Source organism: Sphingopyxis sp. CR5 (assembly GCF_059693785.1).
Window position 1 is genome coordinate 268,919 of sequence record NZ_JCATIE010000005.1, and the last position, 15,545, is coordinate 284,463.

14 protein-coding genes are annotated in these 15,545 nt (G+C 66.9%); 11 read left to right on the top strand and 3 right to left on the bottom strand.

The annotated features are described in order from the left end of the window. Window positions 1–101: 101 nt before the first annotated feature. From AC58D2_RS09920 to AC58D2_RS09930, 3 genes are read right to left on the bottom strand one after another with little or no spacing between them, the layout of a single operon-like run. Window positions 102–854, bottom strand: a complete 753-nt coding sequence (locus tag AC58D2_RS09920) for a hypothetical protein (protein WP_497389805.1) — start codon at window positions 852–854, stop codon at window positions 102–104. Next, entirely contained in the window at window positions 841–2,922 is a 2,082-nt protein-coding gene (locus tag AC58D2_RS09925) for a CHASE2 domain-containing protein (RefSeq protein WP_497389807.1), read from the bottom strand. The genes AC58D2_RS09920 and AC58D2_RS09925 overlap by 14 nt, the downstream gene beginning before the upstream one ends. Window positions 2,923–2,925: 3 nt before the next feature. Then, window positions 2,926–6,027, bottom strand: a complete 3,102-nt coding sequence (locus tag AC58D2_RS09930) for a CHAT domain-containing protein (RefSeq protein WP_497389809.1) — start codon at window positions 6,025–6,027, stop codon at window positions 2,926–2,928. A 211-nt stretch (window positions 6,028–6,238) separates the two neighbouring features. Between AC58D2_RS09930 and AC58D2_RS09935 the strand changes: the two genes are divergently transcribed. The 11 genes from AC58D2_RS09935 (at window position 6,239) to AC58D2_RS09985 (ending at window position 15,534) form a co-directional block, all read left to right on the top strand. Continuing rightward, window positions 6,239–6,565 carry a DUF1476 domain-containing protein gene (locus tag AC58D2_RS09935; protein ID WP_497389811.1) on the top strand — a complete coding sequence of 109 codons (327 nt, stop codon included), beginning with the start codon at window positions 6,239–6,241 and terminating at the stop codon, window positions 6,563–6,565. 14 nt (window positions 6,566–6,579) lie between these two features. Beyond that, on the top strand, window positions 6,580–6,813 hold the full coding sequence (locus AC58D2_RS09940) for a BolA/IbaG family iron-sulfur metabolism protein (RefSeq protein ID WP_497389813.1): 234 nt from the start codon (window positions 6,580–6,582) through the stop codon (window positions 6,811–6,813). A gap of 49 nt (window positions 6,814–6,862) precedes the next feature. Continuing rightward, complete coding sequence (gene grxD, locus AC58D2_RS09945; protein ID WP_497389815.1) at window positions 6,863–7,195, top strand: Grx4 family monothiol glutaredoxin; 333 nt, start codon at window positions 6,863–6,865, stop codon at window positions 7,193–7,195. A 400-nt stretch (window positions 7,196–7,595) separates the two neighbouring features. After that, window positions 7,596–7,964 (top strand): BlaI/MecI/CopY family transcriptional regulator, encoded by a 369-nt coding sequence (locus AC58D2_RS09950; RefSeq protein WP_497389817.1) that lies wholly within the window; start codon window positions 7,596–7,598, stop codon window positions 7,962–7,964. Beyond that, complete coding sequence (locus AC58D2_RS09955) at window positions 7,961–9,661, top strand: M56 family metallopeptidase (protein ID WP_497389818.1); 1,701 nt, start codon at window positions 7,961–7,963, stop codon at window positions 9,659–9,661. The genes AC58D2_RS09950 and AC58D2_RS09955 overlap by 4 nt, the downstream gene beginning before the upstream one ends. 146 nt (window positions 9,662–9,807) lie before the next feature. Continuing rightward, complete coding sequence (locus AC58D2_RS09960) at window positions 9,808–10,728, top strand: MBL fold metallo-hydrolase (protein WP_497389819.1); 921 nt, start codon at window positions 9,808–9,810, stop codon at window positions 10,726–10,728. Continuing rightward, a complete protein-coding gene (locus tag AC58D2_RS09965) occupies window positions 10,725–11,336 on the top strand; it encodes a DUF4230 domain-containing protein (protein ID WP_497389821.1) in 612 nt (203 codons plus the stop codon). Before AC58D2_RS09960 ends, AC58D2_RS09965 begins: the two co-directional genes overlap by 4 nt. A gap of 116 nt (window positions 11,337–11,452) precedes the next feature. Next, a complete protein-coding gene (gene nadA, locus AC58D2_RS09970) occupies window positions 11,453–12,442 on the top strand; it encodes a quinolinate synthase NadA (RefSeq protein WP_497389823.1) in 990 nt (329 codons plus the stop codon). 939 nt (window positions 12,443–13,381) lie between these two features. Beyond that, the gene (locus AC58D2_RS09975; protein ID WP_497389825.1) at window positions 13,382–13,645 is read left to right on the top strand and encodes a GlsB/YeaQ/YmgE family stress response membrane protein; all 264 of its coding nucleotides are present in this window, start codon (window positions 13,382–13,384) and stop codon (window positions 13,643–13,645) included. Window positions 13,646–13,769: 124 nt separating this feature from the next. Further along, window positions 13,770–14,039 (top strand): GlsB/YeaQ/YmgE family stress response membrane protein, encoded by a 270-nt coding sequence (locus AC58D2_RS09980; RefSeq protein WP_497389827.1) that lies wholly within the window; start codon window positions 13,770–13,772, stop codon window positions 14,037–14,039. A 283-nt stretch (window positions 14,040–14,322) separates the two neighbouring features. Then, window positions 14,323–15,534, top strand: a complete 1,212-nt coding sequence (locus tag AC58D2_RS09985) for an efflux RND transporter periplasmic adaptor subunit (RefSeq protein ID WP_497389829.1) — start codon at window positions 14,323–14,325, stop codon at window positions 15,532–15,534. The last annotated feature ends 11 nt before the right edge of the window (window positions 15,535–15,545 follow it).

Here is a 15,545-nt window from a genome sequence, read left to right on the forward strand (position 1 = left end):
CGAATCCTGTCGACCCAAGGAAAGGACTGTCCGCTCATCCGGCGGCTTTCCTGCCCTGGATATCAGATGGGCCGAACCGCATCAATGCAGTCCGCCCCCTCCTAGCCCCCCGCGGCCTCCGCCTCCGACATCGCGTCGACCAGTCGGTCGAGCTGCGACGTGCAGCCCTTTGCCATCAGGGCTTCGGCGGCGCCTTCGGCGGTGGCGGGTATCGCCTCCATGGCGGCGAAGCGGACCGTGACTGGCGCGGCCAGCCCGGCGCCCGAGAGCCGGTAGTCGACATCGTAAGCGAGCGGCATCGCCTCGGTCGGCCATTTGCGATAGTTGGCCCCGGCGACGAAGGCGATCGTCTCGCTCTTTCCGTCCCGCTCTATCTTCAGCAGCTGGTCGGTTTCCATGAAGGGACGCCACAGCAGGAAGCTGGCGGGATTGGCGACGCAGAAAGGGCCGCCCTCGCTGTAATCGAGCACCCAGATGTTGGGCGGCAGCGGCTTGTCGGCCGGGCCGCGAGAGACCCCGCCGCGCACGCGGCCTTGCGGTCCGGCGGCCAGCATGCGGGCAACGGTGGTGCCGACGGTCTGGTTCGCCTCTACCGTGCCGCCGGCGCTGAAGGTGCCGGGGCCGCTGAGGGTCCGGGTCTTGCCGTTCTGCATCAGGACGACGCGATCGCCCGCGACCAGCGTCACGCGGTCGGCGCCCTTGAGCTTGCTGCCGGTCGGATATTTGCCGGCCGACGGGCCGGTCGACCGGACGACCATCGATTGCGCCGCGGCGGTGCCGGCCACCGCGACCGCCATTCCGGCGGCAAACGCGGCCAGGCCGAGGCGGCGGACGAAGATATCAGGACAGGACATAGCTTTCTCCCTTTTCGGTCTCGTCCAGGCGGTCCACCAGGAACGATATGGCGGCATCCTGAGCGAATTCGCGGCGCACCGCTGTGGCGCAGGTCACATATTCGGCTTTTCGGCCGGCGGCATGGGCCGCGACCATCGCGGCGATGCGGGCGCGCTGATCGGTGTCGAGGTCGGGACGCGGGGTCAGCACGTCGACCGGCCGCGCGCGCCCGCGCAACGTGACCCGGCCCATCGGCACGAGATCGTCGCGTCCCGAACGGGCGGCGGCCTCGGCCGAGATCAGGACCCCCGACCCAAGGCTCTTGTTCGCCGATTCGAGCCGCGATGCCGTGTTCATGCTGTCGCCGAGCGCGGTATATTGGATGCGGTCCTCGCCGCCGAAATTGCCGACGATCGCATCGCCGACATGCAGCCCGACGCGGGTCATGCCGATCGGCGGCACGCCGTCGGCCATCTCGATCCGGAAGGCTTCGCCCGCTTCGTACATGGCGAGCGCGGCCGCGGCGGCGCGCTGACCGTCGTCGGGGCGGGCGAGCGGCGCGCCCCAAAAGGCGACGACCGCGTCGCCGACGAATTTGTCGATCGTCCCGCCGTGATCGAGCACGATATCGGACAATCGGTCGAGATAGGCGTTGAGCAGGCGCGCGACCGTTTCCGGCGTCGTCGCGTGACTGAGCTTGGTAAAGCCCTCGAGATCGGTGAAGACGCAGAAGATTTCGCGCTTTTCGCCCGACAGTGACAGGCTTTCGGGGTCGCGCATGATCTGGGCGGCGACGTCGACCGGCAGATATTTTCCAAGCGCCGATTGCGCGAAGGCGCGCTGGCGCGACCCGATGGTGCGGGCCGCGGTGCCGACCGACGCATAGCCGAACAGCCAGCCCAGCGCCCAGCCAAAGGCGGGCAGGGTCGTCGTGTCGATCCCCTGTCCTTGCAACCAGAAGGGAAAGGCGACGAAGAAGGCGACCTGTACGAGGAAGGCCAGCACCACCCATCGCGCGCGGGCGTCGACCAGGCTGGTGACCCCGCCCGCCAGCACCACGAGCAAGGCCATGACCCAGAGCGCAGGGCCGGCAATGGGGCGCGTCCACGCGCGATCGAGCTGTTGTGCGAGCATATGCGCGTGAACCGCGAGTCCGATCATCGTTTCGAACCGACCGGTCAGGGGGTCGGGAAAGCGGCTGAGCGGGGTGTTGAATTGATCGTTGTCGACGACGTCGGCGCCGATCAACACGTAACGACCCTTTACCAGCTCCGAAAATCCCGCGCGCATCTCCTCATCCATAGGCAGCGCGAAGGTGTCGATGGGAAGGTTGGCGAAGACCGGCTCTTCCTGTCCGGCCGCCGCGCGGGCGGGTACGCGAAAGCGGATATTGCCCTGAAAGGCTGCATGAGCCCGCTCGACGGGCGCGAGCGCGTTCGCCATCAGCGGCGGCAAGCCCGCCGGCCGAGGCGGCCAGTTGCGGATCACGCCGTCCGGATCGGTCCGGAACAGAACGCTGGTCGGCCGGGTGCGATCGGTCGCGACCTCGTCCAGGAAGGCTTCGAGGAATTTCTGTTGTTCATAGTAGATGGTGTCGGGATTGCTCGCCTGTTCGACATAGGCGAGCCAGGTCGGCGTGTGCATCGCGCGCAGCTGCGTCTTGAGCAGGGCGTCGTCCGGGCGCGGGGAATCGAACAGGATGTCGATGCCGATCGCCTTTGCACCCATCGCGTCGATATTGGCGAGCGCGCGGGCGAGGATGGTGCGGTCCAGCGGTGAGCGGATGCCGGTGTTGAACAGCGTTTCGTCGTTGTAGGTGACGAGGACGATGCGCTTGTCCTGCCCGACGTGCGGCGCCATTGCCGTTGCGCGGGCGTCATAAAGCGCCCGTTCGGCATCGCGGATCAACGGGATCTGCCAGCCCATCCGGGCAATCAGTACGGCGACCGCGAGGAGAAGGATCGTCGCGGCGAGGCGCGAGGGGCCGAGCTGGCCGGCGAGGCGGCGTACGCGCTTGCCGAGCGGCACCGTTTCGGCGGTTGCGACCGCCGGATCCGTAGCCCCGCCTGTCTGATCCCCCCTCGCCATCGCTCAGCCGCCGCTGTGTCCGGCCGATCCACCGTCCGATCCCGCGGTCTGCGCCGCCGCTGCACCGTGAAGCAGCGGCTGGGCACCGTCGCCGATGATCGCGAACCCCGCCCAATAATAGGGATGCGACGTCAGCTTGTCGTCCATCAGCCGCTGTTGGGTCGTCCAGAGTGCGTCGGCGACGCTTTCGCCCTGAGGCGCCGAAAAGAGTCCGCCAATCAGGCGCTTGGTCGCGTCGAAATCGTCCGGTGCCGGCCAGTGGCTTGCGATCACCGACCGCCCGCCGGCGCCGATGAAGGCCCGCACCAGACCGTCGAGCGCATTGCCACCGCCTCGTACGACGCCGGCCTCGCGCGTCGCGGCAACCGTCGCCGCACCCGCCGTGTCGCAGGCCGAGAGAATGACCAGATCGGCGTCGATCTTGAGGTCGTATATTTCCTGGAATGTCAGCAGTCCGTCGGAGTCCGCATCACCGAAGGATGTGATGAGCGCGGGACGGGCGGGGCAGGATGGATGCGGGGCGGTGACGAGGCCGTGGGTCGCGAAATGGATGATGCGATATTCGTCGAGGTCGCCGCGCGCCTTGACCGCGGTGTCGCTGAAGGCGCTGCCGGTCAGCAGGGCCGTGGCGTCGCCCCTTATCGCGCTGCTCGCGGTGCGCAGTTCGTCGGCGGAGATCGGATGATTCCACTGGGCGATGTTCCACCGGCAGTCGCCGTCGATCGTCCCCGTCTCGCCGCCGCGGGTACCGAGCGAGGGCAGGGCACCGGTCACGGGCTGATTTTGTCCGAGGCCGAAATATTGATGCAAGGCGCGCGAGGGCGCGGCATTGCGCGCGTTGCGGAACGACAGCGCGGAAACCGATGTGCTGGGCCGGGTCGTTCGGCCAAGCCACGCGATGTCGCGCATGTCGAACGGATCGGCGGCAGGATCGGCCAGCCGCCGCTCGTAATCGGCGAGCCCGCGATCCGAGGTGATGAGGAGCGTGATAGGCAGGCGCAGCATCGCGCCGTCGGGTTCGAAGATCAGATGCGCGATCTTTGGCAGCCGGTCGGCGACGGGGCCGAACAAGTGCCCATAGAGGTCGCGGGCGGTCGCGGCATCGAACGGATAGGTGAGGCGCTGGCCGTTCTCGACGACCGAGATGGTCGAGCGGATCGCGTCGACCGCGCGTCCGAGACCCGGCGCGTCGATGTCGGCGCGCCAGAGGTGCGCGTCGCCCGGGCCGATCAGCATCGAATAGACGGCATCGCCGACGACGAGCATCTTGAGATAGGCTTCGTCGGGGCGCAGCACCTGCTGGAGATCTTCAAGGCCGAGCGACCCCGGCGCGACGACGCGATATTGCGGGAAAGTCGACAGGCGGGCGAGCGTTTCGGCTTGCTGGAAGCCCAGATTGTCGAGCCGCGTCTTGAGGTCGGCGCGCAGCGCGTCGATCTCGGGCGCCGCGGGAAGCTGCGCGAGGCGCGCGTCCTCGACCCGCGCGCGTTCTATATCGCGGTCGAGGGTCGTCGCCTGCCGGAACAGCCGCGCGCCTTCGTCGCTGCCGCTCGACAATTCGCGTGCCAGCACCGCCTGCGTGTCCGCGACGCCAGGGCGTATCTGCAACTGGCTGGCGACGAAGAAGTCGGCCACCGCTTGCGGATCGTCGGCAGCGCGCGCGGCGAGAAGGCGGTAATAGGGCGCCATGCGATTCGCCATGCCGGTCGTCGCGCGCTGCGAGCCGGCCAGCGCGTGGACGACGTCGCGATAGATGCCGAGCGCCGCATCCTCGCGGCCGTGGCGCGCGAGATAGGCGGCATAGCGCGCGCGCGCCGATGCCAGCGCGCTGGTTTCGGGATATTCGGCGGCGAGGAGCGCGATCGAATCCTGAAAGCGCGCATCGGCGGCGCCCTGATCGCCGAGGTCCTCCTGGGCCATTGCCAGTTCGCCAAGCATCTGCGAGCGCAGGCGAACGATCGACGTCACACGGCCTTCGCGTACCGCCAGCGCGTCGGCAAGGCCCTTGACCTGCGCGGTCCTAGCCGCGGCGGCATTGCCGCGCAATCGCTCGACGACGCCGAGCAAGTGCGTTGCCTGCGCATCGATGATCGTCGCACGCTCGCTGGGGGTCAGCCGTTCTTCGTCTTCGGTCTGCCTCACGGCGCGGGCGCCGCTGCCGCTATTGATCCCGGCGGTAATGCCGGGGGTCAGCGTGACGCTGTCGCCCTCGATTGCGACCGCGTCGACGAGCGGCGGGATCGGTGCCCGCAGGATTGCGGCGGCGCTGTCGTAATCGTGGCGGTTCAGCGCGTCGATCGCGCGGAAGTTGCGGCGGAGGCGGAGCTGGACCGGATCGCTGGTCGGGATCGCCTCGACCTCCCCGAACAGGCGATCGGCTTCGGCGAACTCGCCGAGGTTCGATTTCTGCAGCGCGCGGTTGAGCGTGAACTCGGTGGGGTCGATATCCGCCGCCTGCCGTTCGTCGGCGGTGCGCCGTGACAGCGCCTCGAAGAATTCGGCGGCATCGGCGTAATCGCCGCTGTGGTTGCGCCGATATCCCTCTGCCAGTGCCTTGTCGACGTCGATCGTTCCTGCGAGCGTGCGGGCGAAGCCGTCGTTCCCGCCGACCGACGTCGTCGCAACGCGGATGACGCCCGGCACCACCCGGCGCTGGCGAACCGATTCGAGCGCGAGGTCGAGCGCGTCGCGATAGGCGTCGAAACCCTCGACCGAATAGCTGGTCCCGCCATCGCCTTCGATCCGGGTAAGCCAGGAAAGATTGCCGCCCTTTACCGTGCAGTTATCCGGCGCGGTGCAGGCGATGGTGTCGGCGCGCGCCGCTTCGATCCGCGTGCGCGCCTGTTCCGGGCTTGCGCGCAGGACGCGGACCGTGCCGACCGGCTGGCTCGCATCGCGGCACAGGACGAGCCATGCGCGATCGAACATGCCGGCAATCACGCTATCGCGGACCGTCGCCTGAACCTCGCACAGCGCGCCGCCCTCGCTCCCGATCGCGAAACTGTCGCGCAAGGTCGGATCGTCGGACTGCGTTGCGCCGGCGGGCGCCGACGCGAGCGCGAGCGGTGCCAGGACCGACAGAATGAACGGAACTCGAACGGTCATCGGCGCAATCCCCCAATCCACGCTCAATGGCGCCATGCGGCGGCTTTGCGGCACGGCGCAGCCTATCGTGCTGCGATGCGACCCATCCCGTTGCCCAACCCCTAAACCCTTAGCCGGTAAAAGGGAAGTGATCTGGCGCACAGGCGGCTTGCGTGCGGGCGGGGCGCAACCTATCTGCACAGGATACGGGTTTCATCAGGATGAGGACGAAATGAGCGCATTCGACGACCGCGAACGGGCTTTCGAGGCGAAGTTCGCCCGCGACCAGGAAGTGCAGTTCCGCATCACCGCGCGGCGCAACCGCCTGCTCGGCGAATGGGCGGCGGAGCGTATGGGCCTGACGCCCGAGGAAACCGACGCCTATGCCAAGGCGGTCGTCCAGGCCGATTTCGAGGAAGCCGGCGACGAAGACGTGATTCGCAAGCTTGCGGGCGACCTGACCGCGGCGAGCGTCGAAATCAGCGACGCCGAAATCCGCGCGATGCTCAACGAAAAGACTGCCGAGGCACGGCGCCAGTTCATCGACAGCCAGAACTGAGGGGCGACGACGGCATGGCGATGCGCGAGCAAGATTTGCAAGAGATGATCGCGGCGGCCTTTCCGGGCGCCGAGGTCACGATCACCGATCTCGCCGGTGATGGCGACCATTATGCGGCGCACGTGGTCGCCGAGGAATTTCGGGGGCTGAGCCGGGTCGCACGGCACAAGGCCGTCTATGCCGCGCTGGGAGGTCGCATGGGCGGCGAACTGCACGCCTTGCAATTGACGACCGCCATCCCTTCATAGGACCCATCGGCCCTGTTTTACGGCGCCTCGGCGCCATCGGAGATTTATCATGAGCGACCCCACCGTCCACGACCGCATCGCCAAGCTGGTTGCGGAGCATCCCGTGCTGCTGTTCATGAAAGGCACGCCGCTGTTTCCACAGTGCGGCTTTTCGTCGCGCGCGGTCGCGATGCTCGATCGCCTGGGCATCGAATATGGCACCGTCGACGTGCTGCAGGACATGGAAATTCGCCAGGGCATCAAGGAATTTTCCGACTGGCCGACCATTCCGCAGCTTTATGTGAAGGGCGAATTCGTCGGCGGCTCCGACATCATGATGGAAATGTGGGAGGCCGGCGAGCTGCACCAGCTGATGGACGGCGTCCCGACCAGGGCCGAGTAAGGCGCGGACGACCGGCGCGTTTCCCGGTCGTCGCCAGGTCAGCGGCATCATCGAGGTGAAAGCAGCCGGGGGGCGGGGCCTTGCGGCCGCCGCGCCCCCCATTTGCCTCGGGGGTAAGTGGGGATGTCCCGGTGGGGGCAGGGGATATCAGGGACCAGACCGATACCCCCTGCCGCTCCATTGAGCGGAACACTCGGGAACATGTCCTACCATACAAGCCGCGTGCCAAATCGCGGCGGTCCAGCTTGGCCGCGCGATTCCGTGGTTAGCGAAATCTTACCGCATCGCCCGACTGTCAAAATTTCCGACACAAATCGCGCACCCTCCATTCAGGCGACGTTCAGGCAATTGACTACATCTGTAGTCGTGTTGCAAACGAGGCCGAAGGAGGGGATCCGTCATGGCTGAACGCGCAAGCGAATCCGAAATGCAGGTGCTGAACGCGCTATGGGACGAGGCACCGCAAACGGCAGCCGAGCTCGCACAGCGGATCGGCGCCGCGAACGGCTGGACGCAGGCGACGGTGAAGACGCTGATTGCCCGGCTCGTTCAGAAAGGCGCGGTGACGGCGGAGGCCGATGGGCGCCGCTATCTCTATCGGCCGGCCATCGAGCGCGCCGACGCGGTGGGCGAGGAATCGCAGCGCTTCGTCGATCGCCTGTTCGGCGGGCGCGTCAGCCCGCTGATCGCGCATCTTGCCGATCGCGAGGCCCTGTCGGAGGCCGACATCGAAGAAATCGAGGCGCTGCTGCGGAGGCTGAAGTCATGAACGCCGCGACGATGCTGCAGGCATGGGGCGACACGATGCTGATCACCGCCTTGCTCGTGCTGGCTGTACTCGTCGTCCGCAAACCGTTTGCGCGACGCTTTGGGCCCGGGCTGACCTATGCGCTTTGGGCGATCCCGGCGCTTCGGTTCGCGTTGCCGCCGCTGCCGTTCGCCGAACCCGCAGCAGCCTCCGCCTCCGCGGCGTCGCCGCCGCTGGATGTGGTGGTGGTCGAAATGGCCGACGCCGCACACGCGATGGCGACACCGGCGACGATGCCCGGGGCGAGCTGGACATTCGGCGACATGCTGCCGCTGCTGTTCGGGCTCTGGCTTGCGGGCGCGCTGTTCGTGATCTGTCGCGCATCGTCGATGCACCGGCGTTTCAAGGCCGCTGTTCTGGAGTGCGGGGTCGATCTGGAGCCGCTGGGTCCGATCCGGCTGGTGATGACCGACGCGGTCGACGGGCCGGTTGCCTTTGGTCTGCTGCGCCGCTTCGTCGTCGTGCCGCGCGACTTCTTCGCGCGCTATGCCGCCGACGAGCGGGCGCTCGCGATCGAGCACGAGCTGTCACATCACCGGCACGGCGATTTGTGGGCCAATACTGCCGCGCTGCTGCTGCTGGCGACGCAGTGGTTCAACCCGTTCGCCTGGCGCGCGCTTCGCGCGTTCCGTTTCGACCAGGAAGCGGCGTGCGATGCGCGTGTGCTGACGACGGCCGCCGCTGCTGGCGAGCGGCGCAATCGCACCGCGAGCTATGCCACGGCAATCGCCAAGACCGCCGTGGGCCCGCGCCTGGCGCTCGCGGCGCCGATGGCATCGCACGACAATTTGCAGGAGAGGCTGACGATGTTGATGCAAAAGGATATTTCGCGCACCCGGGGGATGGTCGGGCGCCTGCTTGTCGGCACCGCCGCGCTGGGCATTCTGGCCGCGACGGCGACGCTGGTCCCCGTCGCCACCGCAAAGGCCGAGGCGCATGTCGAGGATCTGGCGCCGCCTGCGCCGCCCGCCCCGCCGCCGCCCGCTATCGCGGATGTCCCCGCGCCGCCGCCGCCGCCCGCGCCCCCCGAGGTCGTCGACGGCGCGCACTCGCTGATGATTTTTACCAGCAAGGATGACGGCGATGCGGCCAAGGCGGGTACGGCGCGCCGCGAGGTCACGCGTGTCGTGGTACAGGGCGGAGCCGACGTGCCCGGCGCCGCACCGGACGTCCGCAGCTTCGAATTCCGGATGCCGGGCAACCTGTCGCGTGCCGATATTCTGGACACGTTGAAGGAACAGGGCATCGAAGGCGCCCGGGCGGGTGCGATTGCCGACAAGCTGGAAGCAAAGCGGCGCAAGGGGTTCCGTACCGCGCTGGCGCCCGTGCCGCCGCTGCCCCCCGTACCGCCCATGCCGCCCGTCGCGTGGCAAAAGGGGACTATCCGCGCGATGACGGTGGCGCCGTGTCCAGGCGGCGAGGCCGACCAGCCTATTGTCGACCGCGAAGATGTCGAGGGCGGCCGGAACATGCGTGTGCTCCTGCTGCGCTGCGGGGGGCTGTCCGCGGACAAGGCGAAGATGATTTCGTCGCTGAAGGAAGCGCGGCAGAAATTTGCCGAAGGCGAGCAGGGCAAGGCCCTGTCCCCCGACATGCGGGCCAAGGTGATCGGAGATCTCGATCGCTCGATCGCCGGGCTCGAAGCCAAGGAAGACTGATCGCACCCATCCCGGATCTTCGACGCCGGCACCCGGGTCCCCGGTCGGGGCCGGCGGCAGGGGCGGGGAAGGGAGCGGGGCTTCTCCGCTCCCTTTTCTGATTCTCCACCCTTTTTCTTCGGTGGCGGCGATGCCACATAGGGGCGGTGAGCGAAGACAAACCCTGGCCCGACACGATCCGCGCCGGCGAGTGCGAGCAGCACGAGCCGCTGGTGCGCCGCGTTCTGGCGCCCAACCCGTCGCCCTATACCTTCACGGGCACCCAGACCTGGATCGTCGGTGCGGGAGCCGATGTCGCGGTCATCGACCCCGGGCCTACCGGCAGCGGCATGAGCGTCGGCGATCCCCCGGACGCCAACGGCACCGGGCATGTCGATGCGATCCTGCGTGCGACCGAAGGCCAGCGGATAGCGGCGATCCTGTGCACCCATACGCACCGCGATCACAGCCCTGCGGCGGCGCCGCTCAGCGATGCGACGGGTGCGCCGATCGTCGGATGCGCGCCGCTGGTCCTCCGCGACGAGGGGCCGCGCGCCGATTCGGCCTTCGATCCCGGCTATGCGCCCGACCGCGTCCTTGGCGACGGCGAGCGGGTGGCGGGCGACGGCTGGACGCTCGAGGCCGTTGCGACGCCGGGTCACACGTCGAACCATCTCTGCTTCGCGCTCGTCGAAAGCGGCGCCTTGTTCACCGGCGATCATGTGATGGCCTGGTCGACGAGCGTCGTCAGCCCGCCGGACGGCGACATGGCCGCCTATATGGCGAGCCTGTCGAAGCTCTATGACCGCGACGATCGCGTCTACTATCCCGCGCACGGGCGCGCCGTCGCCAAGCCCCGCCAGCTCGTGCGCGGCATGCTGGGCCATCGGCGCCAGCGCGAGCGGCAGATATTGCGGGAACTCGAACGCGGCACGCACGTCATTCCCGATATGGTGAAGCAAATGTACAAGGGGCTCGATCCCCGCCTGACCGGTGCCGCGGGGCGGTCGGTGCTCGCCCACCTGGTCGACCTGGAACAGCGCGGCCGCGTGGCGCGCGACGGCGACGCGTGGAGCCTCGTGGCATGAATCGCGGACTGTTCCGCGTCCTGATCGTCGCGATCCTTGCGATCGCGCTCTTCCTGGGCTGGCGCGCATGGGACGGCTGGCAACGCAGCTATGATCCGCAGACGGTCGTGGCCGCAAGCCTTCAGGGTTTGCAGGAACAGAATGTGCTGGTCCCGTTTACCGCGCGCTATGTCGCGGTCGTGACCTCGACCCAGAGCCGAATGGGGCTGAGCGCCAAGAAAACGCTGATCATGCCCGGAACGGTGCGTTACGAGGTCGATCTTGGCCGATTGAAACCGTCCGACCTCGACTGGGATGCCGCGACCTCCGCATTGACCGTGACGCTGCCGCCCCTCCGGCTCGCGGGCCCCGAAATCGACATCGACGCGATCAGCGAATTTCGCGATGGAACGATCCTGTTGACGCTCACCGATGCGGAAGAGGTGCTCGACGCCGCCAATCGCAAGGCGGCGCAGGCGGAATTGATCAAGCAGGCCAAGGGGACGACGCCGATGCGCCTGGCCGAGAATGCGGCGCGCGCGGCGATCGAGCAAAGTTTTGCGATGCCGCTAAAGGCCGCCGGGATCGATGCCACGGTGACGGCGCGTTTCGCAAGCGATGCCGGCTAGACACGCTTCTCTCACCCTGAAAGCCGGGCTTGCTCCCGCAGCAGAAACCGCCGAATTGCCCTGTCCAGAGGGGCGGTGTAGGGGAGGGCACGGCAAGAGCCATATAAGGAAAAGCCATGACTGCCCCCATCCGCGAAAATCTCTCCGGCCTCGACCTGCGCGCGGAGATCGACCGGCTCCGCAAGGACCGCAATGCCGTCATCCTGGCGCATTATTACCAGAAGCCCGAGATCCAGGATCTCGCCGATTTCGTGGGCGATTCGCTGGAACTGTCGCGGAAGGCAGCCGAGACCGACGCCGACGTCATCGCGTTTTGCGGGGTCAAGTTCATGGCCGAGACCGCAAAGATCCTGTCGCCCGAAAAGATCGTGGTGCTGCCCGACATGGACGCGGGGTGCAGCCTCGAGGATAGTTGTCCGCCCGAACAGTTCAAGCGCTTTCGCGCCGAGCATCCCGATCATATCGCGCTGACCTACATCAACTGCTCGGCGGCGGTGAAGGCGCTGTCCGACGTGATCGTCACCTCGTCGAGCGCCGAGACGATCATCAGCCAGATCCCCGAAAACCAGAAGATCATCTTTGGGCCCGACCGGCATCTGGGTGGCTATCTGAACCGCAAGTTCGGGCGCGACATGCTGTTGTGGCCGGGCGTGTGCATCGTCCACGAAGCCTTCAGCGAGACCGAGCTGCTGAAGCTGAAAGCGCAGCACCCGGATGCCCCGGTCGCGGCGCATCCCGAATGCCCGCCGCATATCGTCGACCATGCTGATTATATCGGTTCGACCAGCGGCATCCTGCAGTTCGCCAAGACGTTCCCGGGCGACACGCTGATCGTTGCGACCGAGCCGCATATCATCCACCAGATGGAAAAGGCGCTGCCCGAAAAGACCTTTATCGGTGCGCCGGGCGCCGACGGAAACTGCAACTGCAACATCTGTCCCTACATGGCGCTCAACACGATGGAGAAACTCTATCTGGCGCTGCGCGACCTCCAGCCGCGGATCGAGATGGACGAGGATTTGCGGGTGGCAGCGAAGCGTAGTCTCGATCGCATGCTCGAGATGGCGGCGGGAACGGTGGGCAAGGGCGACCTGGGACGCGCCTGACAACCGAGTCGCGATCCGAAGCCGCGCGCCTGATTCGCGCCTCCGGGAACGACTCGGGCGCGAGCCGCGTCTTGCGGCGACCGAATCCGAATCCGAAAATGTTGCGTGCGCGTTACAAAAATGCTGCGCAACAAATCCAAGTTGCTAATGCCGGACTTATCCACAAGCGCGCGGGCCTCCGCGCGCTTTTTTGTTGGCGGTGAAGGCGCGCCGTGTCAGCTTCCAATCATCGGACGACAGAGGCGTCGGACCGCCGGGAAAACAAGGGTGGTTGCAAGACCAGCCGGACGAGAACGGACCGGATCGACGAGCGATGTGGACCGATGGCCGATCACGGAAGACTGCGATTCCCACGAGTTGAAGTCGACCCGATCGGGTGAAAGGCAGTCCATCGCTTTTGATGACTATCGGCTTCGGCAGATTTTCGGACAAAATGATGAAGGGCTTTTCAGGTGCGGCCGGCCCCCGCAAGGGGGCCGACCAAACCGTCGCCGGACTGCATGCGTGCTACCGCGACGGATCATTTTGCGGACCGCCGAACGCAAGCGAAGCGGGCCGGGACGATCCGAAGCCGGAAGGCCGGATGCAAATTCCGGATAGTGGGGGTTGGCAGCGATGCCGGCCCCCATTTCGTATGCGCGGCGTCGGCCTGGCCGGCCGCGGACCGACCCGGCGTCCGCCGAACATCGAGCCCCTGTGACCGCAATCACATCGGACCCCGCCCCCTCACTCTATAGCTGCGAGCGCGACCCGGACCAGTTCCCCGACCGGAACTGATCCCACTATCCCGGCCGGAGGCGTCCGCGCACCGGCCGGGAACCTTTTGCCCCTTCCTGGCATTCTGCTGACATCGGTAAAACGATGGTCGTCCGCGACGAGGCGTGAGCGAAAACGCCTGCGGTTCGCTCATCGCCCCGGTCCAATAAAGGGAGCAATTACATGGGTATCATCATCACGCTTATCGTCGGCGGCATCATCGGCTGGCTGGCGAGCATCGTCATGCGGACCGACGCACAGCAGGGAATCATCCTGAACGTCGTCGTCGGCATCGTCGGGGCCTTCATCGGCAACATTCTGGGCGGCATGTTCGGCATGGGGGCGTCGCTCAGCACCTTCAGCCCGATCGGTCTGCTCTGGGCCTTCATCGGCGCGGTGGTGCTGCTCGGCATCATCAACCTCGTCCGCCGCGGCAGCGTGCGCTGAACAAGCGAAGGGCGGCGCTCCTGGCAGGGGCGCCGCCATTCCGGCTGGCTGAAACCCGATATTCGCGTTATCATCGCCCGGCCCGCAACGTCGGGCGGCAACATGCACCGTAGGGGGTCATCACATGACTTGGATTATTGCGATCATCATGGGCGGTATTATCGGCTGGCTGGCGAGCATCGTCATGCGCACCGATGCTCAGCAAGGCATTTTCCTGAACATCGTCGTCGGCTGCGTCGGGTCGATCCTGGGCCGCTTCCTGTTCGGCAGTTTCCTGGGCGGCGGCCATCTTCGCGGCGACGCGTTCGACTGGCGCACCTTGGTCACCGCCTTCATCGGTGCGGTGATCCTGCTCGGCGTGGTCAACCTGGTTCGGCGCGGGCGCGTGCGGTAATCGCACCACGATAGGCGATCCGGAAGGGTCGCTTCGCAAAGAGGCGGTCGGCGCGAGCCGGCCGCCTCTTTCCGTTCGCGGGAACTGGAAGCCGGCGGGCGGCTGGCGTATGAGCGCGCCCGGCCGAGGGAGAGGCGGCCCATCGCCTTTTTCCTTGCTAGTAGTGATTTAATACGGTAACACACCTTCGACGGATTTTCGAAGTCCTGTCGCGCGGACTTGGGGGCGGGATCGCTGTGCGGTCGTAGGTCCCGCTGCCGCGCGCGGCAGAAAGGGATTCGACGTGAACTACGAGCGGAAAGTGGATTCGATGGACAGCCTGTCGGGCTCGACGCAGAGCTTTTACGAAGAAGCGGACAATCGCCGCAAACGGACGTTGCTGATCGGTGCGCTGGTCCTGATCGCGCTTGTCGTTGCGGGGGCATGGTATGCCTTTTCCGCGGGCAAGGACGACGGGGCCGCGACGGCCGCCGGCGCCGCGGGCGGCCACGACGGTGCAAGCGTTCCGACGATCACCGTGATGATCCCCGGCCAGCAATCGGTGCAGGCCGCAATCGCAGCCAACGGGTCGATCGCCGCGCGGCGCGAAATGCCCGTGGGCGTCGCGGGAGAGGGCGGCCAGGTGATCAGCGTTCTCGTCGAGCCCGGTCAGTGGGTCGGGGCGGGGCAACCGCTTGCCGTGATCGACCGTGCCGTCCAGACGCAGCAGGCGGCCAGCCTGGCGGCCTCGATTCGCGTGGCCCAGGCCGACGCCGATCTTGCCCAGTCCGAACTCGATCGCGCCGAAGCGCTCGTTTCGCGCGGCTTTGTGTCGAAGGCGGACATCGACCGCAAGCGTGCCACCCGCGACGCCGCCAACGCGCGCGTTCGCGTCGCGCAGGCGCAGTATAAGGAAGCGGTCGCACGCAACGGACGGCTCAACATCGTCGCGCCCGCCGCCGGTCTGGTGCTGACGCGCCAGGTGGAGCCCGGGCAGGTTGTCGGTGCCGGCAGCGGCGTCCTGTTCCGCATGGCGAAGGGCGGCGAGATGGAAATGCTCGCCCAGATGGCCGAAGCCGATCTCCAGCGCATCGCCGTAGGCACGCGCGCGGTCGTGACGCCCGTCGGTACCAATCTGCAGATCGCGGGTCAGGTCTGGCAGGTGTCCCCTGTCATCAATCCCGACACGCGACAGGGCACCGTGCGTATCTCGGTGCCTTACAGCAAGGCGCTACGTCCCGGCGGTTTCGCCGACGCGCGGCTGATCGCGGGCTCCGATCAGGCGCCGTTGCTTCCCGAAAGCGCCGTGCAGAGCGGACCCGAGGGCAATTATGTTCTCGTCGTGAACAAGGACAACAAGATCGAACGCAAGCCGGTGAAGGTCGGCACCGTTACCGACGGAGGCGTGTCGATCGCATCGGGGCTGACGGGCCAGGAAAAGGTCGTCGTGCTCGCGGGCGCCTTCCTGAACCCCGGCGACACGGTGAAGCCCGTCGTCCAGAAAGCGTCGCAATAATCGCACCGGCA

What these genes read in the sequence shown, in the direction of transcription:
- AC58D2_RS09920 (WP_497389805.1), bottom strand. Translation starts at nt 854, where the DNA reads ATGTCCTGTCCTGATATCTTCGTCCGCCGCCTCGGCCTGGCCGCGTTT.
- AC58D2_RS09925 (WP_497389807.1), bottom strand. Translation starts at nt 2,922, where the DNA reads ATGGCGAGGGGGGATCAGACAGGCGGGGCTACGGATCCGGCGGTCGCA.
- AC58D2_RS09930 (WP_497389809.1), bottom strand. Translation starts at nt 6,027, where the DNA reads ATGACCGTTCGAGTTCCGTTCATTCTGTCGGTCCTGGCACCGCTCGCG.
- AC58D2_RS09935 (WP_497389811.1), top strand. Translation starts at nt 6,239, where the DNA reads ATGAGCGCATTCGACGACCGCGAACGGGCTTTCGAGGCGAAGTTCGCC.
- AC58D2_RS09940 (WP_497389813.1), top strand. Translation starts at nt 6,580, where the DNA reads ATGGCGATGCGCGAGCAAGATTTGCAAGAGATGATCGCGGCGGCCTTT.
- grxD (WP_497389815.1), top strand. Translation starts at nt 6,863, where the DNA reads ATGAGCGACCCCACCGTCCACGACCGCATCGCCAAGCTGGTTGCGGAG.
- AC58D2_RS09950 (WP_497389817.1), top strand. Translation starts at nt 7,596, where the DNA reads ATGGCTGAACGCGCAAGCGAATCCGAAATGCAGGTGCTGAACGCGCTA.
- AC58D2_RS09955 (WP_497389818.1), top strand. Translation starts at nt 7,961, where the DNA reads ATGAACGCCGCGACGATGCTGCAGGCATGGGGCGACACGATGCTGATC.
- AC58D2_RS09965 (WP_497389821.1), top strand. Translation starts at nt 10,725, where the DNA reads ATGAATCGCGGACTGTTCCGCGTCCTGATCGTCGCGATCCTTGCGATC.
- nadA (WP_497389823.1), top strand. Translation starts at nt 11,453, where the DNA reads ATGACTGCCCCCATCCGCGAAAATCTCTCCGGCCTCGACCTGCGCGCG.
- AC58D2_RS09975 (WP_497389825.1), top strand. Translation starts at nt 13,382, where the DNA reads ATGGGTATCATCATCACGCTTATCGTCGGCGGCATCATCGGCTGGCTG.
- AC58D2_RS09980 (WP_497389827.1), top strand. Translation starts at nt 13,770, where the DNA reads ATGACTTGGATTATTGCGATCATCATGGGCGGTATTATCGGCTGGCTG.